We start from the raw sequence: 26,069 nt of genomic DNA on the forward strand, positions 1-26,069 counted from the left end.
ATGGCTACTCCTGACTTCATCCGTACGATCCGGGCCTCCGCGGGGCATCAGCTGCTCTGGCTCCCCGGAGTCACCGCCATCGTCTTCGACGACGAGGGCAGAGTGCTGCTGGGCCGGCGCACGGACACCGGCAAGTGGTCGGTCGTCGGCGGCATCCCCGATCCGGGCGAGCAGCCCGCGGCCTGCGCCGTGCGGGAGGTGTTCGAGGAGACGGCCGTGCACTGCGTCGTCGAGCGCGTCGTGCTCGTCCAGGCCCTGGATCCGGTCACCTACGAGAACGACGACACCTGCCAGTTCATGGACGTCACGTTCCGCTGCCGGGCCGTCGGCGGCGAGGCGCGGGTCAACGACGACGAGTCGCTGGAGGTCGGCTGGTTCTCGGTCGACGCCCTGCCGGAGCTGAACGAGTTCGCCATGTTCCGGATCAAGCAGGCACTGTCCACCGCACCCGCATGGTTCGACACCACGACCTGAAGCGGAACTGTGTGAGATGAGCACATGTGTGGGGGCGGTCGGGCTGCCTAGGGTCGAGCCATGACCTCGCCCAGCGCCCTCCCGGGCCCCCACGCCCCCTCGTCCGGACTCGACGGCCGTACCGCCCTGGTCACCGGCGCCGCCGGCGGCATCGGCCGGGCCTGTGTACTGCGGCTGGCCGGCGAGGGGGCCAGGGTACGGGCGGTCGATCTGGACGCCGCGGGGCTGGACGAACTCGCCGAGCTGGCCCGAGGTCTCCCGGGCACGGTGGAGCCGCATCCCCTGGACCTCACCGACCTCGACGCGGCGGAGCGGGCCGCCGAGGGCACGGACGTCCTCGTCAACAACGCCGGACTGCAGACGGTGCGGCCCATCGAGGAGTTTCCCCCCGAGGACTTCCGCACCATGCTCACGGTGATGCTGGAGGCCCCGTTCCGGCTGATCCGCGGCGCACTGCCACACATGTACGGGCAGGGCTGGGGCCGCATCGTCAATGTGTCCTCGGTCCATGGGCTGCGCGCGTCAGCCTTCAAGTCGGCCTATGTGGCCGCGAAACACGGGTTGGAGGGGCTGTCGAAAACGGCCGCCCTGGAAGGCGCCCCCCATGGAGTGACCTCGAACTGTGTGAACCCCGCCTATGTGCGCACCCCACTGGTCGAGAGGCAGCTCGCGGACCAGGCGCGGGCCCACGACGTTCCCGAGGAACGCGTGCTGTCCGAGGTGCTGCTGCGGGACAGCGCGGTCAAACGACTCGTCGAACCCGACGAGGTCGCCGACGCGGTGGCCTATCTGTGCGGGCCCCGGTCCTCCTTCGTCACCGGCACGTCGCTGGTCATGGACGGCGGCTGGACGGCGCACTGAGGGCAGTCCCGCAGTCCCCGGTGGATCGGCGCACGGCGTCGGATGCCGTGTGTCCCGAGGCGGAGAGTCGTCCTCGTACCGGGTGTGCCCGGGCGACCCCGGCAACGCGGCGAGGTGCCGCGGCTGTCGTCGTGCGCTCGCCGGGGATCACCAGGACAGCCCTCAGCGATCCGGTACCCGCCGAGTTGTCCACAGGGCCGGCCGGGCCGGCCTCACGACAGGTCATCCTTTGAGCATGTCCCGCGATCACGAGCAGTCCGCCGAGCGCTCCGCCGACAACGCCGAGACGCCCTTCCTCCAACTGCTGGCCAGAGGCGCGCCCGCCGAGGCGTACGAGCAGCCGGTCCTGCTCGCCCGCGCCGAGAGCTGTCCCGCCGCCCGCGTCGCCGCGCTCGAAGAGGCCAAGCAGCTCGCGCTGCGGGTGCGCTCCGAGATGGAGGGCCGGCGCCGTCGCGAGGCCGAACTGTCCGCGCTCTTCGAGACCGCCCACGACCTGGCGGGCCTGCGCGACGTCGACGCCGTACTGCGCGCGATCGTGCAGCGGGCCCGGTCACTGCTGGGCACGGACGTCGCCTACCTCAGCCTGCACGACGAGGCCGAGGGTGACACGTACATGCGTGTCACCGAGGGCTCGGTCGCGGCGCGCTTCCAGCAACTGCGGCTCGGCATGGGGGAGGGGCTCGGCGGCCTCGTAGCCCAGACCGCCCGCCCCTATGTCACCGACGACTACTTCAAGGACGACCGCTTCCAGCACACCCGGGCCATCGACGCGGGCGTACAGGACGAGGGACTGGTCGCCATCCTCGGCGTACCCCTCATGATCGGGCCGCACGTCATCGGAGTGCTGTTCGCCGCGGACCGGCGGGCACGGATCTTCGAACGCGAACAGATCGCCCTGCTCGGTTCGTTCGCGGCGCTGGCCGCGGCGGCCATCGACACGGCGAACCGACTGACGGAGACCCGCTCGGCCCTCGACCGCCTGGGCCGTGCCCACGAGATCATCCGGGACCGCAGCGGAGTGATCGAGCGCGCCTCGGACATCCACGACCGCCTCGCCGAACTGGTGCTGCGCGGCGGCGGAGTCCATGACGTGGCCGCGGCCGTCTCCGAAGTACTGGACGGCACGGTCGAGTTCACCGGGACGGACACCGCACCGGGCGCCGCTCTCCAGGCCTCCCGCACCGAGGGGCACGCGGTGCGGCACGGCCAGGACTGGGTCGCGGCCGTGGCGGCCGGGGGCGAGCTGCTGGGCGCGCTGGTGCTGGGCGGACACCCGGGCCTCGACCCCGTCGACCAGCGCACGTTCGAGCGCGCCGCGATGGTCACGTCACTGCTCCTGCTCGCCAGACGCTCGGCGGCCGAGGCCGAACAGCGCGTCCGCGGCGAGCTGCTGGACGACCTGCTGGACGTCCGGGACCGCGACCCACGCCTGCTGCGCGAGCGCGCCACCCGTCTCCACGCCGACCTGGACGCCGTCCATGTGGTGCTCGCCGCCCGCCTGGACACCACGGCAGCCGACGCCGACCGCGAGGCGGACGCCCGCCGACGGCTCTGGTCCGCCGCGTCCCATCTTGCCGCGACCGGACACGGACTGGCCGCCGCGCGCGACGGTGGCACGGTGCTGCTGCTCCCGCTCGGACCGGACGAGACCGCCACCGACCTGGCCCGCCGCACGGCCGGACAGCTGGGCACCGCCGTCCAGGAGGCCGTCACGGTCGGCGCCTCGGCACCCCTCGAAGACCTCGCCGCGCACCCCGAAGCGGTGGCGGCGGCCTACGCGGAGGGGCAGCGCTGCCTCGAAGCGCTGCGCCTGCTCGGCCGCGCCGGGGACGGCGCGGCCGCCGAGGACTTCGGGTTCCTGGGGCTGCTGCTCGCCGGGGACCGTGACATCTCCGGCTTCGTCGGGCGGACCATCGGCCGGGTCGTGGACTACGACCAGCAGCGCGGCACCGACCTGCTGCGCACCCTCGACGCCTACTTCGCGTGCGGGATGAGCCCGGCGCGCACCAAGGACGACCTGCACGTCCATGTGAACACGGTGGCCCAGCGGTTGGAGCGGGTGGGCCGGCTGCTGGGGGAGGACTGGCAGAGCCCGGCCCGGGTACTGGAGATCCAACTCGCCCTGAGACTGCATCGGTTGTCCACGACCGCACGGCACTGACCCCCGTACGCGCGTACGGGGGCCCGGAGATGGGGGATCGCGGTCAGGCCGTGGAACGCGCGTCCGCCGCCGGCACGGTCGCCTCCGCCTCGTCGTGGTCCGCCACGCCGGCAAGGTCGCGGTGCCGGGTCTCCTCGGCGACGCCCACCGCGATCAGGGTGAGAACGGCCGCCGCGATGACGTACAGGGAGATCGGTGTGGAGCTGCCGTAGTCGGACAGCAGCGCGGTCGCGATCAGCGGGGCGGGGGCCCCTGCCGCGACCGAGGCGAACTGGGCACCGATCGACGCACCGGAATAACGCATCCGCGTCGCGAACATCTCGGAGAAGAAGGCGGCCTGGGGCGCGTACATCGCGCCGTGCAGGACGAGCCCGACGGTGACGGCGAGGATCAGGTTGCCGAAGCCGCCTGTGTCGATGAGCGAGAAGAAGGGGAACATCCACAGGCCCACTCCGGCGGCCCCCAGCAGGTAGACGGGCCTGCGGCCGATCCGGTCCGACAGCGCGCCCCAGGCGGGGATGACCGCGAAGTGCACGGCGGAGGCGATCAGTACCGCGTTCAGCGCGGTCTGCCGGGAGACGCCGGCGGACGTGGTGGCGTACACGAGGATGAAGGCGGTGATCACGTAGTAGCTGATGTTCTCCGCCATGCGGGCGCCCATCGCGACCAGGACGTCGCGCCAGTGGTGGCGCAGCACGGACACCAGCGGCAGCCTCTCCGCGGCGGACTCCCGCGTCCGCCCGCGCGCCTCGGACCGTGCCAAGGCCTCCTGGAAGACAGGTGATTCATCGACAGACAGACGTATCCACAAACCGACGACGACCAGTACGCCCGACAGCAGGAACGGGACGCGCCAGCCCCAGGCGACGAAGGAGTCGTCGGACAGGGTGGCGGTGAGCAGCGAGAGCACGCCGGTCGCGAGGAGCTGACCCGCGGGCGCTCCGGTCTGCGGCCAGGAGGCCCAGAACCCGCGCCGCTTCGCGTCCCCGTGTTCGGACACCAGCAGGACGGCGCCGCCCCACTCGCCGCCCAGTGCGAAGCCCTGGACGAGGCGGAGTGCCGTCAGCAGCACGGGGGCCGCCGCGCCGACGGTCGCGTGCGTCGGCAGCAGACCGATCGCGAACGTCGCGCCGCCCATCAGCAACAGGCTGAGCACGAGCAGTTTCTTACGGCCGAGGCGGTCGCCGTAGTGTCCGAAGACGAGCGCGCCGATGGGCCGGGCCGCGAACCCGACCGCGTAGGTGAGGAACGACAGCAGCGTGCCGACGAGCGGGTCGGAGCCGGGAAAGAAGAGCTTGTTGAAGACGAGCGCGGCCGCCGAGCCGTACAGGAAGAAGTCGTACCACTCGATGGTGGTGCCGATGAGGCTGGCGGCGACGATGCGCTTGAGATTGGTGGCGGGTGGTGGGGGAGCGGTGGTCTCGGAGGCCATGCGCGCCACTTCCTTGTGTGCGGTGGGGACGGGTACGTGTGGGCACACCGTAGGAAGACGCAGGTCAGGGGCACATGTGGTGGGGCACCATAGTTGGGGGGTTGGCTATGCGTGCGGCCACCATGCCGGTTCGAGGGCGGGCGGCTCAGGAGCTCTAAGGTGATCGAAACGAGCGCCGTCCGGGAAGCGTAGTTCAGGATGGTTTGACTATGCGGTGCTGACTCCCGTGCTGGCTTGGTGCTGACCAAAAGCCCATGTCATCACCCGTCTTCACCCGTCCCGTGCTGACTTGGTGCTGACTACGCTCCGTTGAACTCGGGCATCTGGGGTTGATCGGTTCAGGGTCGTTGCGTGGTGTCCGGGTTGAGAGACCAAGGCCGGCTTTGCTGCTCGGTCGCCGTGAGCACGGGCCAGGTGCTGCGCCTGGGTGCGGTGCTCACTCGTCTTCCACGGCAGCCGCCAAGGGCGGCCGCGCTGAACATCACCACCACGACGCCGCACCAACGCCACCAGTCGGTTGAACTGCGACTTGCTCAGCCCAGAAAACGACTCGATTTCGCCGCCCACGTACCGTGGGCGGCGGCTCCCGAGTGCTGAACCCGTGCGAGAAGAAGGAATGATGCATGGATGTATACGTGGAGGCAACCCTCGATCCGCTTGGTGCGGCAGATCGGGGGGCCGTCCTGGTCGACTGGTTCGAGAGGGCATTTTCCGGGCCTTTTGCTGAACTGGTCCATCAGGAGGAGCGCGCTGAATTTGGGGTGCAAACCGGGACGTCCGTCCGGCAGTCCGGGGGGAGCCGTCGAAGTAATATGTCTCATCTGGGAAGGAACCGCGCGCGACTGAGGGTGGAGCTGGAGCAGAGCCCGGATTGGGTCGTTACAGAGTTCTACGGAGATGACACTCTTGGTCGGGTGCAGTGCTCCTATTTTCCGGAGGAGGGCGGTTGGTCGAAGCTCGTTGTCGGCCTGCAGGCGGGATCTTTGAGGCTGGCCGATCCGAAGTACTGTGCAGATCTGGTGGATTTCCTCGCGCAGGCGGTCGACGATCTGAACCCGGTGTTCGCCCGTATCGAAAGGGACTCATTTTCCGACTGGTCGAACATCGAGGCCGCTTTGACGCGAAATCTCGATGACTCGCTTCCCGAGGGCCGGGAATTCCTGCGTGGCTACGCGTGGGTCACGGTATGTCCTCAAGAACTGGCGATCCGGCTGGGCGGCCCGGAGACGCTGGCGGCTTCCGGGGCTTTCCACCGTGTGGTCCCTTTGCGGAAAGGAGGGGTGCTGTTGCAAGCGTCCGAGACGCTGGCCGGGTATACCGACCACGTCGTGGAACGCGTGTTCGCGGCGCTCGCCCCGGTGCTGCCGGAAGGTCAGCCCCATCCGGATCCGGCCCATCCCGACCTCCGTTTCGTGTTGCGAGACGCTGCCGATGCTCGCTGAGCGGGCCATCACGTACGTGTGCACTCGCACGCCGCCTGACTGCTGACAGCGGGGAAGGCCCCTTTCCGGAGGGTCGGCCAGCCTTCAGGGGGCATGCTCACGAACGCTCAAGCGGTGTCGCGCGGCACGGTTCCTGTGGCGGGCGCCGGCCGCAGTGACCGTGGACTCCCTGGAGGACGCCGACTCGTGTAGCACGCTGGTCGAGCTCCTGCGCAAAATCTCAACGACCTGGCCGATCGCAGTTGCGGCAGCCGCGCTTGCAGCCTGCTTCACGCCGACAATCCTCTTCGAGGACGTCGATGCGGCGTAGAGCTCGTAACAGGATCTTGTTGAAGTACCTTCTTCGGGCGTGACCGATGTGACGATTCGGCCGTTCGGATGGTGTGAGTACCCGGCCGTGGGTCGTGGGCGACGGCTTGTGGGCGTTGATCGAACTGCTGCTGCCGCCCCGGCCAGAGAAGTCGCCGGGCCCGCAGCCGGTGGCGGACCGGCTGTGTCTGCGGGGCATCCTGTACGTCCTCCACAACGACATGGCCTGGCAACTCCTGCCGCTGGAGTTGGAGTTCGGCTCGGGACAGACCTGCTGGCGGCGTCTGGATCGCCGGCAGCAGGCGGGCGTCGTCGACCGGCTGCACCGCATGCCGGCTGCGCGCCCGAGCGAAAGGCCGGATCCACAGCGCCACCCGAACCCGGCAGTGGAACCCGGCGTCCACCCGACGTGACAGCCGGGCCGCCGAAGAGGTCCGGCGACTCCGGCCACGCCCCTCACGCAGGACCGAGGTTGGTCAACAATGTTCTGAATGGGCGATTTGGGGGTCGGGGTGGGTTCGTGCTCGACACTTTGATGAGGGGCCTGGAGTGTGGATCCGCCTTACCCGCGCTGGCAACCTGATGGTGCGAGGGAAAACGACCCGAGCGCACCACAGGAAAACCGTCAGAACGGGAAGATTCCATGAAGTGCACCGTCGGCCTCTTCGTCCCCCTCGCGCTTTCCTTCGCTGTTCTGGCGGGCGTCTCGGAAATAGCGGCGAACCTGTCGCCTTCAAAGGGCGGCGAGAGTGATTCTGCTGTCGTGGCGTCTGACGCGGATGACACCGGTTGGGGTGGCTGATCGCTCAGTTCCGCACGGGATGCGTCCAGTGCTCACTTCGTGCCTTGCCGAGTCAAGGTATCCAGGCCATGCGTGCTGGCCACTCCCACCGGCCACCATCTGGCAACTCCCTTCCCGCGCCTTGGTTCAGGATCCGAGTTCCTGCCTCGGCTATTTCGGGCCATGCCGAAAAATGGAGCACTCTTGTGACCAATCCCTTTGACGATCCGGACGGCGTCTTTTTCGTCCTGATCAATGATGAACTTCAGTACTCTCTGTGGCCGGCATTCGCCGATGTTCCTCCTGGTTGGGCGGTCGCCCGTGAGGCCGGAACTCATCGGGACAGTGTCGCATTCATCGAGGAGAACTGGACGGACATGCGTCCCAAGAGCCTTGTCGACCGCATGGCCGGACACTGAATCGACCGGTTCGAAGATTCTTGGAACCGGCGGAAAACGAAAGGAAGAACAGTGGCAGGAAGCACGGCAGCCCAGTCTTTGACGCTCAGTCATGTGGAGATGTACGTCGGCGACGCCCCGTCCGTCGCCGCCGACTTTGTGGACGGCTACGGGTTCGAGGTCTTCGCAACCGCCGAGGGACATGGCCCCGAAGGCGCGGCACGGTCCCTGGCGCTGCGTCACGGCGGGATTGTGCTGGTGGTCACCGAAGCCCTGGATTCGGCACACCCGGCCGCGGGCTTTGTGGAGCGGCACGGAGACGGTATCGCGGACATCGCGCTCACCGGGGCGGACGTACGCGCCGCGTTCCGTCACGCGGTCGAGCGCTCTGCCGTCGTGCTCACCGAGCCGGCGGAGCGGGACGGGTACGTGACGGCGGTCCTGGCCTCCGGCTTCGACGACGTTCGGCACACCCTGGTGCAGCGCCCCGAGGACGAGCGGGAGCGACCCGGCCCGCTCCCGGGATTCGTCCCCGCTCCGGAGGCCGGACCCGCGCCGGCAGAGTCCCCCGAACTGACGCTGCTGGACCACATAGCGGTCAGTGTCAGGACCGGCGAACTCGCCGACAGCACCACCTATTACGAGCGGGTCTTCGGCTTCCACACGGTCTACGAAGAGCTCATGGTCCAGGGCACTGAGGCGATGGACTCCAAGGCGGTGCGCAACGCGGCTGGGGACGTCACGTTCACCGTGCTGGCTCCGAGCGCCGACCACGACGCCGGACACATCGGGGACTTCCTCGAGCGCCATGGAAGTGGTGGCATTCACCACCTGGCCTTCGCCACCGAGGACATCGCCACCTCCATAGCGCGGCTCACCAAGCGCGGCGTCAACTTCCTGGAGACGCCCGACGTGTACTACGAACGTCTGGCGGACCGGCTGACGCTGGCCCGGTATTCGGCCGCGGAACTGCGCGAGGCCGGGATCCTCGCCGACGAGGACCACGATGGCCAGCTCTTTCAGATCTTCACCCGCACCACCCACCCCCGGCGGACCCTGTTCTTCGAGATCATCGAGCGGCTGGGCGCCGACACCTTCGGCAGCGGCAATGTCCGTGCCCTGTACGAAGCCGTGCAGGCCGAGCGGAGCGACGGTTCGCAGGAGCGCGTGCAGTGACTGCCACCACCGTGTCCCCGGCGACCACGAACGCGTGCCTGCTCACCCCGGCCGACGCGGAAGAGCACGCACGGCTGGCTCTGCCGCCGACGGTCGAGCGGTTCGTCAACGGAGCGGCCGGCACCGGGCTCACCTTGCGTGCCAACCGTGAGGCGTTGGACCGGGTGTGCCTGGTGCCGCGTGTGCTGACGGACGTGTCGTCGCCGGTCACCGCCGGACGCCTGCTCGGCGTCGATGCCAAGATGCCGGTGGCGGTGGCACCCATGGCCTACCAGCGGGCCGTCCACGAGGACGGGGAGCTCGCCACCGCCGGTGCGGCCCGCGATCTCGGGGTGCCGTTCACGGTGAGCATGTTCAGCAGCCACAGCGTCGAGGAGATCGCCGCGGTGGGCGCCACGATGTGGTTCCAGGTGTACTGGCTCAGAGACCGGGGCCGCACTGTGGAACTCCTGCGCCGCGCCGAAGCGGCCGGCTGCGTGGCGGTGATGCTGACTGTGGACACCCCTCGAATGGGGCGGCGTCTGGACGATCTGCGGGCCGGGTTCAGCCTTCCCGACGGGGTGAAAGCCGCCCACTTCCGCGACCTCTCCGGGCCCGGGCCGGGCGACCCCACGCCCGGGGTGAGCGAAGTCGCAGCCCAGACCGCAGCTTTGGTGGATCCTTCGCTGAGCTGGTCGGACATCGAGTGGCTGCGGGAGCAGACACGTCTGCCGCTGATCCTCAAGGGGGTCCTGGATCCGCTGGACGCGCGGCGGGCGGTGCGGCACGGGGTGGACGCCGTGGTGGTGTCCAATCACGGTGGCCGCCAACTCGACGGGGCGGTGGCGAGTGTCGATGCCCTGCCCGCCGTGGCCGAAGCGGCTGACGGCTGCTGTGAGGTGCTGCTGGACAGCGGTGTGCGCAGCGGCACGGACATCATCAAGGCGGTCGCTCTCGGGGCCACGGGCGTCCTGCTGGGACGCCCCGTGCTGTGGGGGCTGGCCGCGGGAGGCGGCGAAGGGGCGAAGCACGTGCTCCGTCTCGTCCAAGAGGAGCTGGAGCACGCTCTGGCCTTGGCGGGCTGCCCGGACCTCGGCGCCGCCTCGCGGCTGCGCACCGTCACAGCGGACGGGCGGACCGGGGCTGTCCTGGAACGGGCCAGGGGCGACATGGTGGGTGCTCGGTGAAGCTCTCCACCTCAGCCCCTGAACTCGCTCCCGTTCCGGGAAGCGATCTGTCCCTGGAGGATCTCCACCCCGCAGTCGGCGATCCGTTGCTCGGATCGATGAACTTCCTCAACGAGATCGCCGGCCGGTATCCCGGGGCGCTGTCTCTCGCCGCGGGCGCTCCCTACGAGGGTTTCTACGACGTCGAGGACGTCCATCGCTGTCTGCGGCGGTTCTGCGAGCATCTGCGTGCCGATCGCGGGTACAGCGAGGAGCAGGTCAGGCGGACGCTGCTCCAGTACGGCAGGACCAAGGGCATCGTGCATGACCTGATAGCCCGTCACCTGTCGGTCGACGAAGGCATGGACGCGGACCCGGAGTCGATCGTCGTCACAGTGGGCTTCCAGGAGGGGCTCTTCCTCACCCTGCGAACTTTGCGCCGTGACGCCCGCGACGTGCTGCTCGCCGTCACTCCCGCCTACGTCGGGGCGACCGGCGCCGCCCGCCTGCTGGACATGCCGGTGCATCCGGTCGCCGGCGGCCCCGGCGGCGTGGATACCGACGACCTCGTTCGGCACATCCGGGCCGCCCGGGGCGCGGGACTGCGCCCCAGAGCCTGCTACCTCGTGCCCGACTTCGCCAATCCGTCCGGCGTGCGGATTCCCCTGGATCTCCGGCACGAACTGCTCGACATCGCCCGGCGCGAGGACATCCTGCTGCTGGAGGACAACCCTTACGGTCTCTTCCCGCTGAAGGGTGAGCGACTGCCTACGCTGAAGGCGCTGGACACCGCACGCAGTGTGGTCTACCTGGGCTCCTTGTCCAAAACCGTCTTTCCCGGCACCCGGGTCGGGTACGTGATGGCCGACCAACTGGTTGCGGACGGTGCGGGCGGGTCCGTGCGGCTCGCCGATCATCTGGCGAGGGTCAAGAGCATGATCACGGTCAACACCTCGCCGTTGGCGCAGGCTGTCGTGGGAGGGCGGCTGCTGGAGCACGGCTGCAGTCTGGAGCGCGCCAACGCTCGGGAGGCCGTGTTCTACCGGCGAGGTCTCGAGCGGTTGTCCGACGGCCTCGCCCGCCGTTTTCCGGCACCGTGCCCTGTCACATGGAATGCCCCCGATGGCGGTTTCTTCGTAGTCGTGTCGGTCCCGTTCGAGGTGACTGACGCCCTGCTGGAGCGCTCGGCGCGCGAGCACCGAGTGCTCTGGACGCCTCTGCACCCCTTCTACGACAGTCCCGGGCCGATGCGCCAACTGCGCCTGTCGTGCAGTGCGCTGCCGCCTGACGGGATCGACGAGGCCCTGGACCGGTTCGCGGTGTTCGTCCGCGCCCGCGCGGCCGAGGACGGAATCCGATGGTGAGGCACGGCCCGCGGCGAGCGGCCGACCGGGCACCGGACATGAGAAAGGCAGGCGTGAGGGACGGCATGGACGTCGAGGAGCTGGTGGACCCGCTGCTGGCACAATTCCTGGAGGAGACCCGTCTGCGTTCCGAGACACAGGTCCCGCCGAGGGCTACCGAACCGGGGCCGCGTCCCGAGATGCATCAGCGCTGGCTCGCCCTGGCCGAGGTCCTCTCCGTCGGGTACGGCGAGCGGGCCGGAGCGGTCATCACCAAGGGGCGGACCCTGATGCGGGCCCGCACCACCCCGTCCGCCGGCGCCCTCTACCCCTTCGACGTCCTGGTCGCCTTCCAGTCGACCGCCGGCTACCGGATCTACCACTACGACGCCGCGGACTGCTGCCTCCACAGCCCCTTCCCGGTCGGCGACCAGGACCTGGCCGCCCTGCTCGGCATGCCGCAGGCCTGGGAGCGCATGCCCGCCGCGGTGGTCGCCGTCGTCGGACGGCCGTGGAAGTCGATGCGCAAGTACGGCCGGCGAGGCTATCGCTACACCCACCTCGATGGGGGGCACGCGGCGGCGAACATCGCGCTCGCCGCCGCCGACGCCGGATTCACTCCCGCTGTCCACCTGCGGTTCGACCGGCATCGCGCGGCACGGCTTTTCGCCGTGGACGGCCGGTGCCGGGAGCCGCAGGCGCTCGTCGCCCTCTCGGCACCCGCAGGGGGACAGACATGGCAAGGCGCGGACGGCGCAGGTCATGCCAACCCGTTCGCCGTTCCCGTGTGGCGGCACGAGGGCGATGCCGGCTCGGAGCGACCGGACGCCGCGGAATGTGACAACTGGTTGGATATCAGCTCAATAAGTACGTATGGCGGAGAGTCGTCTCCGCCTCCGCACTGGGGGACTGTTCGTTCCGTGACCTGTGCGGACGAAGCAACAGACACAGCGGACGACATCCTGTTGCCTGGGGCCGATACTGCCCCGACGCCACCGTTCCCGCAGGTGGCGGTGGAGCGCACCTCGGCCAAGGGCTTCTTGCCCGGGGCACTGGACCGCGCCTCCCTGGGACGCGCGCTGGCCGGCCTTCGCGGGTCCCTCGCGGTCGACAGCGCGGACGGCCCCCTCGTCGGCCTGCGCGTCCTGGCCCGGACCGTCGAAGGGATCGCACCCGGCAGTTATGCGTACGTGCCGCAGACCCACGCGCTGAGCCCGCGAGGCGGCGACGGCGCGAGTTCCGAGTCGGTCGCCGCGGCCTGCGTCAACCAGGACGTGGTCCGCGACGCAGCGGTCCTGATAGCTCTGCACGCGCCGATGCGCGCGTTGCGGGGACGGCACGGACGGCAGGGACTGGCCGAGCTGCACTTCCACGCGGCTGCCGCCGCCCAGCGGATCTGCCTGGGCGGATGCGCCCACGACGTCGGTGTCACCTGCCTGGGCGGATTCGACGCTGAGCGGATCGCGGAACTGACCATGCTGAACAGCTCGGAAGAGGTCATCTACGTCCTCGCCGCAGGTGTCCCCGACGCGTCGGCCGTCAAGTGGGACCGCGCCCCGATCGCCTACAGCCACGGCGCACGCCGCACGAGCGGCGCGCCCGAACAGATACGAGGAGAAGAGTCAGTGGTGGTCCCACGGTGAGCAACAGCATCCTGTCCGCGCGCATGACAGACGCCCATCGCGAACTCGGGGAACGCGCCCGCGCCTACTTCACCCCGCGATGGCTGGAACAGTGGCGTGCCGCCCCCGGGGGCCCGCTCCGCAAGGACGTATGGCCCGAACTGGCCGAACGGGGATTTCTCGGCGTGTCCCTGCCCCGCGAACACGGCGGCCAGGGACTGGGACTGCTGGGCGCCCTGGTGGTGGGAGAGGCCCTGGCCCAGGTGGGCGACAGCGGCGTCGCACTCGGCATGCACGTCCACAACGAAGTCGCCGGCGAATGGCTCACCTCGGCGGCAGACCCGACGCTGCGTGAGCGCTACCTGCCGAAGCTGCTGTCGGGTGAACTTCTCGCCTGCCAGTGCGACACCGACCCCTCGGCACAGGAGCCGACCACCGCCGTACGGGACGGCGACCGCCTCATCCTCCGGGGACAGAAGAAGTTCGTAGTCAACGGTGCACAGGCCGACCTGTGCTTCGTCAGCGCGCGGCTCGACGGACAACCTGCCGTGGTCGTCGTCGAGAAGGACGCCCCCGGAGTCCGCGTGACCCACGCCTACGACAAGCTCGGCACCCGGTCGATCGACTCCGCGCTACTGGAGTTCGACGACGTCGAGGTGCCCGCGGACCGAGTGGTCGCCCGAAGCGGCGTCAGCCAGCTGATGCGCTGGAACAGAGTCATGTCCCGCATGAGGTTCCTCATTGCGGTGGACGCCTGGCTCATCCACCGGATGTTGCTGACCCACATCGTCGACTACTCCACCAACCGCGAACTGGGCGGGCGCGCGCTGTCGGCCTGGCCGATCAACGCCCACGCACTGGCGCGAGCCCGCGCCGACCAGGAGCTGATGGAGGCGGGCATCACCGACGGCTACCTACGACTGACCGAAGGCGGCAGCACCGTCCCGGAGATCGCCGAACTCAAGTGGTTCTGCGTCGAGCGAGCCACCGAACTGGCCTCGTTGTCCACCGATCTCGAAGGCGGAGCAGGCTACATGTGGGACAGCGTCGCGCTGCGGGCCCACGCCCAACTGAGGGGACTGCGAATGTCGGGCGGCAGCCAGACGACGATGCTCACCATCGCCAACCACAGCATGGCGTGCCGAGCCGAACTCGGCGACCAGGACCGCGCGGGCGTGGCGTGATGACCGCGGAACACTCACTGGACGAGGTCTTCCTACGGGCGTGCGAGGAGCACGGCAACCGACGCGCCCTGGTGGGGGACGGCGAAGAGCTGACCTACGACCAGTTCGCCGGACGGGTGCGCGAACGCGCGGCCGCACTGAGCGAACTGCTGGCCGACGACGACCGCCGTGTGGCGATTCACGCCGCCAACAGCGTGGATTACCTCGTCAGCTACTACGCCCTGGTCATCGACAGACGTCTGCCACTTCTCGTCGACGCCCAGTTCGGCGCCCTGGAGCTCCAGGGCATCGATGACTCCTGCGGTGTCGACGTCTATCTCACCGACCGGCCCGACACCTTCCCGCTGCCCGCCACGACGCGCACGGTTCCCGGTTCCCGGCTCGCACTCGCCACCCCCGTGCGACCGCACCCCCGCCCGCCCGCCCCCGAACCGCATCCGGCGACGGCCACCTGCCGATTCACCTCGGGCACCACCGGAGCTCCCAAGTGCCTGGAGTTCTCGCATGCGGCGATCCACAGCGCCGCACGCGCCTGGGCGGACGGCACCGGGCTCCGGGCCGGCGACCGGGTGCTGTGCCTGGCTGCCTTCACCAACGGCCTGGCATTCAACACCTCCCTGCTGCCGGTCTTCTTGACCGGCGCCGAACTGCACCTCTATCGCGGCCTGCCCACCTCGGGCGGCATCACCCGGGCGCTGCGCCGATCCCGGGCAACCCGCCTGGTGGCCTTCCCGCTCGCCTACCGGCTGCTCACCCAGGCGGCCGAGCCCGACCACGCCGCCTTCGCCACCGTCACCAGGGCCATTTCGGCGGCCGCTGCCCTAGACCCTGCCATCCGGTCCGCCTTCCACACCCGCTACGGGATTCAGATCGCCGACTACTACGGGATCGCCGAAACCGGTCCCTGCACCTTCGAACGCGACTCGCACCGCACCACGGGCCTCGGCACCCCGCTGCCCGGGGTCACGCTGCGCATCGACGCCGACCCAGCCGGGCGGTCGCAGGTTCATGTGCGCACCGCCTCCATGGCCACCCGCTGTCTCAACGTGCCGGGAGCGCTGGAGGCGCGCACCGGCCCCGACGGCTTCTACGCGACCGGCGACACCGGGAGCCTCGACGCGGGCCGGCTGCACATCACAGGGCGGATCGGCGGTCCCATCAACCTTGCCGGACGCAAGATCGACCCCACCGAGATCGAACGGGTGGCGCTCGCCCTGGACGGCGTCCTCGACTGCGTGTGCTTCGCCGACACCGACACGCGCGGCGAGACGGTCCTGCACCTGGTGCTGTCCGGGCCGCGCACACCACGCCGAGCCGAGGTCGTAAAAGTCTGTCAGGTGGGCTTGGCGCCCTACAAGGTCCCCGGGTGGGTCTCCGTCCTGGAGGCCATCCCCCGGTCTTCGGCGGGCAAGGTCCGCCTCTCGGAACTCAAAGAACTTCTCAGGACAGGAGCGCCCGCACATGACCGCTGACACCGACCGCACGGACCTGCACCGCGAGATCGAGAGGCTGGTGGAAGTAGCGACAGGGCGAGTGGTCACCGCAGCCGACCTGCGCGCCGCGGACGGCGCGCTGGACCGGGCCGGGGTGAACTCCATCGGCTACATCAACCTGATGGAGGGCCTGGAGCTGCGCTTCGGTGCCGTCGTGGACCCCGAGGCCGACCCTCAGTACCTGATGTCGGTGGATTCCATCGTGAGCTTCGTTCGCGCCCAGAAACGGCCGTGACCCGTGGTGCCCCGCAACGGCAGTCCAAAGCAAGGAGAACCGTGAGTATCACCCTTACCGCAGCCGACTCCGAAACGGAGGCGGACCCAGGCCCGGGGCTTGGCGACGTGTGGGCGACGGCCACATTCGGAGAGGCAGCGGCCCGGATGGAGCACCAGTGCGCGGTAGTGCCGCTGCTCAATCTCTTCGACCAGGACCCCCACGGGTTCGTCGAGGGCACCCGCACCGGCAAACTGCGCGCCGCACTGGGGCTCTTCACCCCCAACGCCCGCTTCTCGCTGTCCCACCCCACGGTCACCGCCGTCCGCGACGGCGTCGACGTCCTCCTCGACGGGCGCTACCGCTACGCCGGCGAGCGGGCGGACGTGGCCTTCGTTCCTCTCGCGATCGACGGTGAGGTGCGCCTCGCTCTGCTTCCGCACAACCCGGAGGCCCGACACCCCGACACCGGTCCGACCCATGAGTACGGCTGGAGAGTGCTGAGCGGAGTGAGGCTCGCGGCTCACGCGTTGTCGCGGCCTGTCACCTTTGACGCTGACGGCCCTTTGGCGGCCGTACTCGACGCCTATGGCTGGCAATTCTCCCGCGGATCGGCCGAGCTGTGCGCCCGCGTCGTCGCCGATCTGCGCCGGACGCTCGCCCGGTCCGGCCAGGGCACCGAGGCGCTGAGCACCTCCCAGTATGTTGCCCACGAGCTGAGCCGCCTGGAGATCGAGATCTCGCTGGCGTCCCAGGCCGCCTCACTGGGCGCCGCCTTCAAGAACGAGGGTCCTGGCGGACAGAGTGCCACATCCGTCCTGCTGGCCTGCACCGGTCTGCTGTGGCGTACGGCGCGGATGGCCGAGGACCTCACCACCGAACTGGGGCTGCCCGCGACCGATTCCGGCACAGGCCTCACAACCGCCTCCCTCCAGGCGTACTTCGGCGGCCGGCGCATGGTGGAGGGCGAACTCGCGCGCCGTATGGGCCTGCTGAACCCCGAAGTCCGGGGGAGCCTGACATGACGACTCCCGTGGTGGTCTGCGGGCGATCGGGACGCATGGCCGGACTGATCGCGGACGCCGTCAGCCGCGAACCGGACCTGCACCTGACAGCAAGACTCAGCACACGTCCGCAGCCCGCCGCCGATGCCCTTGCCGCGCTGGCGGATCTGGACCGCGACCGACCGCCGGTGGTCGTCGACTTCACTGCCCGTGAGGCGACCGCCGCCCTGCTGGTCCAGGCCCGTACTGTTCCCTGCTCGCTCGTGATCGGCACGAGCGGCCTCGGCGAGTCCGAGACCGCGCTGCTCGAGGAGGCAGGTCGCCACCGCGCCATTGTCACCGCCGCCAACTTCAGCGTCGCGCTGCTCGCCGTCGCCGGTTTCGTACGGGACTTGTCGGGCCGCACCGATGACAGCTGGGACGCGGGGGTCCTCGACATCCACTTCACGGGCAAACGGGACCGCCCCAGCGCAACGGCCCGGCTCCTTGCCGCGCAGTGGCGCACTGCGCGGACCCGGAGGAGGGGCAGACCCGAGACAGGGGAGGAAGGGGCGGAAGAGGCCCCCGACATCGCAGCCTTCCGGATCGGGAACGCGGTCAGCGAGCACAGGATCCTCGCAGCCGGCCCCGGTGAACACGTCGAGGTGGTCCACCGAGTGGCCGACCGGACCGCGTTCCTGCCGGGCATCCTGCAGTCCGTGCGGTTCGCCGCCGGCGCGCCCCCCGGCCTCTACTCCCTGGAGGACGTGGCGTGCGAGCGCCTCCCGGCCGCCCTTGGTCCCTGAGCCCCTCCGTCCCGCCGCCGACCCTGTTCTGGGGAAGGGTGCCCCCCGCCACCGCGCCGACCGAAGCCCTGACTCGCCGCACGGCAACGGAGTTCACGTCCGCGGCCCGTCGCACGCAGAGCACGGCAGCCAGGCACACACTGGTACACGGCCTGGCACACCTCGGACTCCTTCCTGACCCGGCCGGGGCAACCCATCGACTGGGCCTGGCCGGACCAGGTGCGGTCCGACCGGTCCTCTGGGACGACGGACCTCTGCGCCCCGCCGTCCAGTTCTCCCTGGCCCACACAGCCCATCGCGTGGTGGTCGCGGTCCGGTACCACAACGACGAACCCGGCCTGACCATCGGACTCGGCGTCGACGCGGAGGACGACTGGGCCAGCGCCGAGCGCAACCTGCACCGTTTCGGCACTCCCGGGGAACTGTCCGCCCTCGCGGCGGCCTGCGGCACCGTACGGCCCCTGCATCTGTGGTGTGTCAAGGAAGCCGTCGCCAAGGCGACAGGTCTCGGCTTCCACGTACCCGTCCGCCGCTACCGGGTCCGCCCCGGCGACGGAACTCCCCAGCAACTGTCCGTGGAAATCGATGAGTTCGCCCCGGTGCCGAACAGCTCGTACCGCGCCCGGGTGCGTGTCGGTACCCGGCCCACCCGGCCGCCCACTGCCTGGGCTGTCGCCGAACTGCCCTTGTGCCCCCTCGCCGACGAAAGAAGTAACCGCCGATGACCACGACCGCCGACGCTGCTTTTGCCAGCCTGGGAGAGTTGCTGAGCCGTCAGGCCGCCGCCCGGCCGCGGGCTGCCGCCCTCCATGCCCCAGGCCGTCCCGTCCTGGATTACGGGGCTCTCGACACACTGGTCAGCCGGGCAGGAGAACAGCTCAACAGAGCCGGTATCGGGCGCGGGCACCGTGTGGCAATCGTGCTGCCCAACGGGCCGGACATGGCGGTCGCCTTCCTGGCTGTCGCAGCCCACGCGTGTGCCGCCCCCCTCAACCCCGCCTACAAGCAGGAGGAGTTCGCCTTCCATCTCGACGACATGGGGGCCGACGCCCTGCTCGTCGAGGAGGGCAGCGACTCCCCGGCCATCGAGGTCGCCCGGGCACACGGCATACGGATCATCGAGCTGATCGCCCGGCCGGCCGACCCCGCCGGCACCTTCGAACTGCACTGCGCCGATCCGGGGCCCGAGCCCGCCCGGTCCGGCCGCGCGGGACGGGACGAGACCGCGCTGGTCCTGCACACTTCCGGCACCACCTCGCGGCCCAAGCTGGTCCCGCTGACCCACGCCAACCTGAGTGCCGCGGCACGCAACACATGCGCAGCCTTCGGAATCAGTGAGGACGACCGCTGTCTGAACATGATGCCGCTGTTCCACGCGCACGGCCTCACCAGCACCCTTCTGGCCACCCTCGCCGGCGGCGGCGGAATCGTCTGCGCACCGGGGTTCAGCGACACCGGGTTCTTCACCTGGCTGCGGGAGTTCGACCCCACCTGGTACTCGGCCGTCCCCACCATGCACCAGGCACTGCTGGCCGTGGCCGGTGACCACACCGCCACACTGTCGGCCGCACGGCTGCGCTTCATCCGCTCGGCATCGGCCCCTCTGCCGGGGCCGGTACTCAACGCGCTGGAGGACGCCTTCGGGGTGCCCGTGATCGAGGCGTACGGAATGACCGAGGCCGGATCGCTGGCCACAGCCAATCCACTGCCGCCCGGCGCCCGCAAGCTGAGGTCCGTCGGTCTGCCAGTGGGGGAGCCCGTCGCCGTACTCGACCGGGACGGGCGGCCGCGACCGGCTGGAAGCAGCGGGGAGATCGCCATCCGGGGCGAGAACGTCATGGCCGGCTACGAGGACAACCCGGAGGCCAACCGACAGGCGTTCACCGGCGGTTGGCTGCGCACCGGCGATGAAGGATGGCTCGACGAGGACGGCTACCTGTATATCTCCGGGCGGACCAAGGAGATCATCAACCGGGGCGGCTCCAAGGTGACCCCCGCCGAGATCGACGAGGTATTGGCAGGCCATCCGGCGGTCAAGCTCGCGGTTGCTTTCGCCGTACCGCACCCCACGCTGGGCGAGGACGTGGCTGTCGCCGTGGTGCCCCGGCCGGACACCCACGTCACCGAACGCGACATCCGCGAGTTCACCTCCCTCCACCTGGCGGACTTCAAGGTCCCGAGCAGGGTCTTCCTGGTCGCGGACGTCCCCAGGACACCTGCGGGAAAGGTGCAGCGGCTGAAGCTCGCCGAGTCGCTGGCGGCCACAGGACCCGTGCAGCGGTCCGGAGACCGGCCCCGGGGCCCGATGGAGCGACTCATCGCCGACGTCTGGTCCGAGGCGCTCGGACGTGATCACGTGGGCCCGGACGACAACTTCTTCGACCTCGGCGGAAACTCGCTGTTGCTGGCCCGGGTGGCCGGACGGTTGAAGCAGCTGCTGGACCGTGAACTGCCCCTCGTCGTGCTGACCATGTACCCGACCGTGGGCGCCCTGGCGGATCACCTGTCCCATGCCGCTACTGACTCCCCGGACCCCGACCGCACCCCGGGCCGGACCCGGTCGAAGGAGTCGGTCCGGCACAACCACGGCAAGGAGCGCCTGCTCCGCCAGCGCGCGGTCCGCGGACACGACGAGAGGGAGGCCCGCTGATGACGCATCCGACCGCCCCCGGAACCGCGGATGTCGAGACAGGGCTGGAGATCGCCGTCATCGGCATGTCCTGCCGCTTCCCCGGAGCCGCGGACACCGAGCGCTTCTGGGAGAACATCCGTTCCGGCACCGAATCGATCACCGTCCACTCCCGCGACGAACTGCTGGCAGCAGGAGTGTCCGAGGCGCTGCTCGACGACCCCGACTTCGTCCCCGCGCAAGGAGTGCTGGAGGGAGCCGACCTGTTCGACGCCGACTTCTTCGGGATCAATCCCAAGGAAGCCGACCTGATGGACCCCCAGCACCGCCTTCTGCTGGAGTCTGCCTGGCAGGCCGTTGAGGACGCGGGCTACGACCCGAGAGGGGTCCCGGGCCCGACCGGGGTCTACGCCGGCTCGTACTACAACACCTACGTCAACAACCTGGACGGCCACATCGATCCGAACGACGCCGACGAGGTCTTCGCCCGCAACATCGCCAACGAGAAGGACTACCTGGCCACTCGAATCGCCTACAAACTCGACCTCGACGGCCCGGCGGTGACCGTCCAGACCGCCTGCTCGACCTCCCTGGTCGCCGTCCACCTGGCCTGCCAGGCGCTGCTCAGCGGGTCATGTGACACGGCCCTCGCGGGCGGTGTCACCGTCCGGGCGGAGCAGACCGGGTACGTGTACCAGCCCGGCGGCATCTTCTCCGCCGACGGGCACTGCCGCCCCTTCGACGCCTCGGCCCAGGGCACCGTCGCCGCCAACGGAGCCGGTGTGGTGGTCCTGAAGCGGCTCCGGGACGCCCTGGCCGACGGCGACCCGGTACGCGCGGTCATCAAGGGATCGGCGATCGGGAACGACGGCGCCGGACGCGTCGGATTCACCGCACCGGGCGTGGCCGGCCAGGCCCGCGTGGTCCAGGCCGCCTGGGACATGGCCGAGGCCGATCCCGCCACCGCTTCCTACGTCGAGGCGCACGGCAGCGCCACACCGGTCGGCGACCCGATCGAGATCGAGGCGCTCACCCGGGTCTTCGCGGCCACGGGCGCCGCACCCGGCGCCTGCGCCATCGGCTCGGTCAAAGGCAACATCGGGCACACCCACGCAGCCTCCGGCATCGCCGGACTGATCAAGACAGTGCTCGCCCTGCAGCACCGGCAACTCCCGCCCAGCCTCCACTTCGACACGCCGAACCCCGCGATCGACTTCGGCAGCGGCCCTTTCCGCGTCCACACCCGCCTGACGCCCTGGCATCGTGGCAACGGCCCACGCCGTGCCGGAGTGAGCTCCTTCGGCATGGGCGGCACCGGCGCCCACGTCGTGCTGGAAGAGGCCCCACCCGGATTCGCCCCGACGGCGGGACGCGGCCGGCAGGTCCTGCCGGTGTCCGCGCGCACCGCCGCCGCCCTCGACACCGCCGTCGAGCAGCTCGCCGACCGGCTCGAGGCTGAGCCCCCCGCCGCGCTCACCTCCGTGGCTCGCACCCTGCAAGAGGGGCGTCACGACTTCACCCACCGGCGTCTGGTCGTGGCCAGGGACCCCGCCGAAGCCGCTGCTGCTCTGCGGAACCGGGAGCCCCGCTTGGTGCGCGACGGGCACCACGAGGGCGCGCCGCCCCCACTGGCGTTCCTGCTGCCCGGGCTGGGCGAGCAGCGCCCCGGGATGGGGCGCGAGCTCTACGACAGCGAACCGGTCTTCCGCGCCGCGATCGACCTGTGCGCCGACGGATTCCGGACGCACCTCGGGAGAGACCTGCGACAGCTGCTCTACCCCGAGCGGCCGCCGGCGGCCGACGACCCTGGCCCAATGGACCTGCGGCGCCTGCTCGGCCGAGGCCCCGCGCAGGCGGACCCCGTCCGCACGGAGCTGGACCGGACCCTGTTTGCCCAGCCGGCCACGTTCGCGGTCGAGTACGCCCTGGCACGGCTGTGGCAGTCCTGGGGTGTGCGGCCCGATGCCCTGATCGGCTACAGCCTGGGTGAGTACGTTGCGGCCTGCCTGGCCGGCGTGCTCTCCCTCGACGACGCCCTTCTGCTCGTGGCCCACCGGGCCCGCCTGATCGACGGGCTGCCCGAAGGGGCGATGCTCGCGGTGCCGCTGCCCGAGGAGCATCTCCGCCCGCTTCTGGACGGCGGCCTGTCGCTGGCCGCGGTCAACGGCCCGGCTCTGTGCGTGGTCGCGGGCACACAGGAGCGGATCGGTGAACTCCAGGCACGGCTGACGGAACGGGCGACCGCGGTCCGCCGGCTGCGCACCACCCATGCCTTCCACTCCCACTTGATGGCCCCGCTCATGGAGGATTTCGCAGAGATCGTCGCGGAGGTGAGCCTGCACCGGCCGGCCGTTCCGTACGTCTCCACCATCACCGGCGACTGGGTGACCGGATCGCAGGAGCCGGACCGCGGCCTGTGGGTGCGTCACCTGGTGGAGCCCGTGCGCTTCGCGGAGGCGGTCGCCCGGTTGTGGGCGGAACCCGGACGCGCGCTGCTGGAGGTCGGCCCGGGCCAGTCACTGAGCAGCCTTGCCCTGCAGGCCCGGGCGGCCGGCGCTCCCCCGGGCAGGGCGTTCGCGTCGCTGCCGGGCGAGTTCGACCGACAGAGCGAGGAACAGCACCTGCTCGGGACGGCCGGCTCGCTGTGGGCGGCCGGAGTGGAACTGGACTGGGCCGCCGTGCGCGGCGACGACGCCGCCTCTCCTCGGGTGCCGCTGCCGACGTATCCCTTCCAGCGACGGCGGCACTGGATCGCCCCACGGCGGACGGACGGGCCGCCTCCCGTACGGTCCTTGGCGAAGAAACCTGACCTCGCCGATTGGTTCCACGTCCCGGTGTGGGAGCCGCTGGCGCCTCTCGTCGCCCCGTCACCCGGCCACCACGCCGATCGCTCGTGGCTGCTGTTCACCGACGACCAGGGCACCGGGGAGGGGCTTGCGGAGCGGCTGACCGCGGCCGGACACCGGGTGACCACCGTCAGGCGCGGGACCGGCTGGTGCCGTCTCCCGGAGCGGCGCTACCGGATCGACCCGGCCTCGGAGGAGGACTACCGCGAGCTGGTCGAATCCCTGTACCGCGAGGGGGACTTCCCTCAGCACGTGGTGCACCTGTGGTCGGTCGGCGCACAGCACGACACGGACACGACGATCGAGCACGGATTCTCCAGCATCCTGCGGTTCAACCGTGCGGCCGTCGCGGTCGCCGCAGGTCGGCCCGTGGATCTCACCGTGGTCACCAGCGACGCTTACGCCGTGCTCGGAAACGAGCAGACCGCCCCGGAGAAGGCGACCGCGGCGGCAGTCAGCCTCGTCCTGCCGCTGGAACAACCGGAATCTGCCTGCCGCGCTGTCGACATCTCTCTCCCGGGAGGCGGCCGGTCCACGCCCGCGGACATGGACCGGCTGTTCGCCGAAGTCCTGCACGGAGGCGAACACCGGCAGGTCGCCCTTCGCGGAAGAGGGCGCTGGACGCGCGGCCACCGCCCGGTACGTCTGGAGACAGCCGGCCCGGACCGCTCGGCGCTGCGGCACCAGGGCGTGTACCTGCTGACCGGGGGCTTGGGAGGAATGAGCCTGGCGATCGCCCGACACCTCGCAGAATCCGTCGCGGCCAGGCTCGTCCTGGTCGGCCGCACCGCGCTGCCGCCCCGCGAGAGCTGGGACGAAGTCCTTGCGCAGCCCCTGGGCGCCGCACCCGTGGACACAGCGGCCGTCGACCGGGTGAGGGCGGTCCGCGAGCTGGAGGGTCTCGGCGCCGAGGTCATGGTCGTGACGGCGGACGTCACCGACCAGGAAGCGATGGAGCAGGCAACCGAGGCGGCCGTAGCGCGGTTCGGTGCGGTTCACGGCATTGTGCACGCCGCCGGCCTGCCGGGAGCGGGCCTGGCCCAGCTCAAGGACATCGACGAGGCGCAACGGGTGCTCGCACCCAAGATCCATGGAGGACGGATCGTCGACACCCTGGCCCGCAGACTGCGACCGGACTTCACCGTCCTGTGCTCCTCCACACTGGCACTCACCGGCGGCATCGGGCAGGTCGACTACGTCGCGGCCAACGCGTTCCTGGACGCACTGGCCCACCACACGGACGCCACCGGAAGCCCGCGGGTCGTGTCGGTCAACTGGGACGGTTGGCAGGAGTCCGGTATGGCCGCCCGCCTGATCGGGGCCGGCGCCCCCGAGCCCGGGCGCCGGGGGCCGGTGGACCACCCCCTGCTGGGGGAATGCCTGACCGACGACGGCGTCACGGCGGTGTACCGCGTGCCGCTGTCCGTCGCGGACAACTGGCTGATCGATGAGCACCGCATGGCGGGCAACGCCGTGGTGCCGGGCACCGGCCACCTGGAGCTGGTCCGCGCCGTCTACGAACACCAGAGTGGCAGCTCGGCCGGCGTGGAGCTGACGGATGTGACCTTTCTGGCACCCGTCGTGGTGGGTGAGGAACAGCGCCGCGAGCTGCGGATCGTGCTGGACAAGCAGCGCACGCCGTTCGGGTTCACGGTGGCCGGCCGGGAGACGGACGCAACAGCGGGGACCGACACCGACTGGCAGGTGCATGTGACCGGCAGGGTGGGTCCGGCAGAGCCTGTCGAACGGCGTCGGCACGATGTGGACGCCCTCATCGCGAACGCGGCCATGCGGGACCTGGGAGCTGTCGAGCACACCGGGCCCATGGGCTTCGGTCCCCGCTCCCGGTGCCTGCGCCGGGTCCACCTCGGGGCGACCGAGGCGCTGGCCGAACTCGAACTACCCGCTGAATTCGCCGCGGACCTCGAGCGGATCCGCCTGCACCCCTCGTTGCTGGATCTGGCCGCCGGATTCCACGGCATGAACCTCGCCCGGGAGTTCCGCATCCCGCTGTCCTACGGGCGGCTGGTGCTGTCGGCTCCCCTACCGCGTCGGATCTACAGCCACCACCGCTTCCGTGAGACCGATCTGCCTGGCAAGGAAACGTTCACGGCCGACTTCACTCTGCTGGACGAGACCGGTCTGGAGGTTGCACGCGTCGACGGCTTCGTCCTCAAGCGCGTCGCGGCACTGAGTGACCGGCTGACGTCCCTGCGGGACGGCACCTCACAAGAGGTGGAGCCCTACCGGTTCCCGGCTCCGGCCCGGCCGGCCGGCAACGGACCGCTGCGCGACCACCTGGAGCAGGGCATCCTGCCGTCACAGGGCGTCGAGGCACTGCTACGAGTGCTTGCCTCGGACGTCGGACCACAGATCGCGGTCGTCGCGAAGGACCTCGACGCGGTCGCGGCCGATATCGCCCGCGGCGGAGCCGACCGGCCCATCGAGGCAACGCCCGAAGGCGGAAGTGCGCACCCCCGCCCGGGGGTGGCTAGCCGTTACCAGGCGCCGCGTGACGAGATCGAAGACCGTCTTGCCGCGCTCTGGGCCGAAATGCTGGGACTCGACCGCGTCGGTGTCCACGACAACTTCTTCGAACTCGGTGGGCACTCCCTGCTCGGCCTGCAACTCGTCGCGCGGATCCGACGGCGGTTCGGAGCGGACCTCCCGCTCAGCGCCCTCTTCGACGCGCTCACCGTGGCCGAGCTCGCGTCCTCGCTGCGCACCGACGGCGCGCCGGGCCCGGACGCAGCCCGAACACCATGACCAG

The 26,069-nt window shown here is 70.2% G+C and carries 19 protein-coding genes; 18 read left to right on the top strand and 1 reads right to left on the bottom strand.

The features are described from left to right. From GFH48_RS35765 to GFH48_RS35775, 3 genes are all read left to right on the top strand, one after another. Entirely contained in the window at nt 1-474 is a 474-nt protein-coding gene (locus tag GFH48_RS35765) for an NUDIX hydrolase (RefSeq protein WP_153292206.1), read from the top strand. Between the two features lie 60 nt (nt 475-534). Next, nucleotides 535-1,335, top strand: coding sequence for a 3-hydroxybutyrate dehydrogenase (locus GFH48_RS35770; RefSeq protein ID WP_153292207.1), 801 nt, complete (start codon nt 535-537; stop codon nt 1,333-1,335). A gap of 235 nt (nt 1,336-1,570) precedes the next feature. Continuing rightward, nucleotides 1,571-3,496, top strand: a complete 1,926-nt coding sequence (locus GFH48_RS35775) for a helix-turn-helix domain-containing protein (RefSeq protein WP_153292208.1) — start codon at nt 1,571-1,573, stop codon at nt 3,494-3,496. 43 nt (nt 3,497-3,539) lie between these two features. Here the strand turns inward: GFH48_RS35775 and GFH48_RS35780 are convergent, their stop codons facing one another. Beyond that, nucleotides 3,540-4,928, bottom strand: a complete 1,389-nt coding sequence (locus GFH48_RS35780; protein ID WP_153292209.1) for an MFS transporter — start codon at nt 4,926-4,928, stop codon at nt 3,540-3,542. A gap of 623 nt (nt 4,929-5,551) precedes the next feature. Here GFH48_RS35780 and GFH48_RS35790 point away from each other — a divergent pair. From GFH48_RS35790 to GFH48_RS35860, 15 genes are all read left to right on the top strand, one after another. Continuing rightward, the gene (locus GFH48_RS35790) at nt 5,552-6,370 is read left to right on the top strand and encodes a hypothetical protein (RefSeq protein WP_153292211.1); all 819 of its coding nucleotides are present in this window, start codon (nt 5,552-5,554) and stop codon (nt 6,368-6,370) included. 383 nt (nt 6,371-6,753) lie between these two features. Next, on the top strand, nt 6,754-7,092 hold the full coding sequence (locus tag GFH48_RS35795) for a transposase (RefSeq protein WP_153292212.1): 339 nt from the start codon (nt 6,754-6,756) through the stop codon (nt 7,090-7,092). Between the two features lie 574 nt (nt 7,093-7,666). Then, the gene (locus tag GFH48_RS39560) at nt 7,667-7,879 is read left to right on the top strand and encodes an MbtH family protein (protein WP_228121120.1); all 213 of its coding nucleotides are present in this window, start codon (nt 7,667-7,669) and stop codon (nt 7,877-7,879) included. Between the two features lie 51 nt (nt 7,880-7,930). After that, nucleotides 7,931-9,034: a 4-hydroxyphenylpyruvate dioxygenase gene (gene hppD / locus GFH48_RS35805; protein WP_228121122.1), complete on the top strand. Its 1,104-nt coding sequence runs from the start codon at nt 7,931-7,933 to the stop codon at nt 9,032-9,034. Further along, nucleotides 9,031-10,200, top strand: a complete 1,170-nt coding sequence (locus tag GFH48_RS35810; protein ID WP_228121124.1) for an alpha-hydroxy acid oxidase — start codon at nt 9,031-9,033, stop codon at nt 10,198-10,200. Before hppD ends, GFH48_RS35810 begins: the two co-directional genes overlap by 4 nt. Next, on the top strand, nt 10,197-11,543 hold the full coding sequence (locus GFH48_RS35815) for an aminotransferase-like domain-containing protein (protein ID WP_322747014.1): 1,347 nt from the start codon (nt 10,197-10,199) through the stop codon (nt 11,541-11,543). Before GFH48_RS35810 ends, GFH48_RS35815 begins: the two co-directional genes overlap by 4 nt. Before the next feature lie 53 nt (nt 11,544-11,596). Then, a complete protein-coding gene (locus GFH48_RS35820; RefSeq protein WP_194280772.1) occupies nt 11,597-13,165 on the top strand; it encodes a nitroreductase family protein in 1,569 nt (522 codons plus the stop codon). Next, complete coding sequence (locus tag GFH48_RS35825; RefSeq protein ID WP_153292215.1) at nt 13,162-14,328, top strand: acyl-CoA dehydrogenase family protein; 1,167 nt, start codon at nt 13,162-13,164, stop codon at nt 14,326-14,328. Before GFH48_RS35820 ends, GFH48_RS35825 begins: the two co-directional genes overlap by 4 nt. Next, entirely contained in the window at nt 14,328-15,800 is a 1,473-nt protein-coding gene (locus GFH48_RS35830) for a class I adenylate-forming enzyme family protein (protein WP_153292216.1), read from the top strand. Before GFH48_RS35825 ends, GFH48_RS35830 begins: the two co-directional genes overlap by 1 nt. Further along, the gene (locus tag GFH48_RS35835; protein WP_153292217.1) at nt 15,790-16,056 is read left to right on the top strand and encodes a hypothetical protein; all 267 of its coding nucleotides are present in this window, start codon (nt 15,790-15,792) and stop codon (nt 16,054-16,056) included. The genes GFH48_RS35830 and GFH48_RS35835 overlap by 11 nt, the downstream gene beginning before the upstream one ends. A 41-nt stretch (nt 16,057-16,097) precedes the next feature. Beyond that, the gene (locus tag GFH48_RS35840) at nt 16,098-17,060 is read left to right on the top strand and encodes a hypothetical protein (RefSeq protein ID WP_153292218.1); all 963 of its coding nucleotides are present in this window, start codon (nt 16,098-16,100) and stop codon (nt 17,058-17,060) included. Next, on the top strand, nt 17,057-17,824 hold the full coding sequence (locus tag GFH48_RS35845; protein WP_153292219.1) for a 4-hydroxy-tetrahydrodipicolinate reductase: 768 nt from the start codon (nt 17,057-17,059) through the stop codon (nt 17,822-17,824). The genes GFH48_RS35840 and GFH48_RS35845 overlap by 4 nt, the downstream gene beginning before the upstream one ends. A gap of 299 nt (nt 17,825-18,123) precedes the next feature. Beyond that, entirely contained in the window at nt 18,124-18,549 is a 426-nt protein-coding gene (locus GFH48_RS38755) for a 4'-phosphopantetheinyl transferase family protein (RefSeq protein WP_194280773.1), read from the top strand. Then, nucleotides 18,546-20,474 (top strand): AMP-binding protein, encoded by a 1,929-nt coding sequence (locus GFH48_RS35855; protein ID WP_153292221.1) that lies wholly within the window; start codon nt 18,546-18,548, stop codon nt 20,472-20,474. Before GFH48_RS38755 ends, GFH48_RS35855 begins: the two co-directional genes overlap by 4 nt. Then, entirely contained in the window at nt 20,474-26,065 is a 5,592-nt protein-coding gene (locus tag GFH48_RS35860; protein ID WP_153292222.1) for a type I polyketide synthase, read from the top strand. The genes GFH48_RS35855 and GFH48_RS35860 overlap by 1 nt, the downstream gene beginning before the upstream one ends. Nucleotides 26,066-26,069: the final 4 nt, after the last annotated feature.

The sequence above is a fragment of the Streptomyces fagopyri genome (assembly GCF_009498275.1).
Lineage (GTDB): Bacteria > Actinomycetota > Actinomycetes > Streptomycetales > Streptomycetaceae > Streptomyces > Streptomyces fagopyri.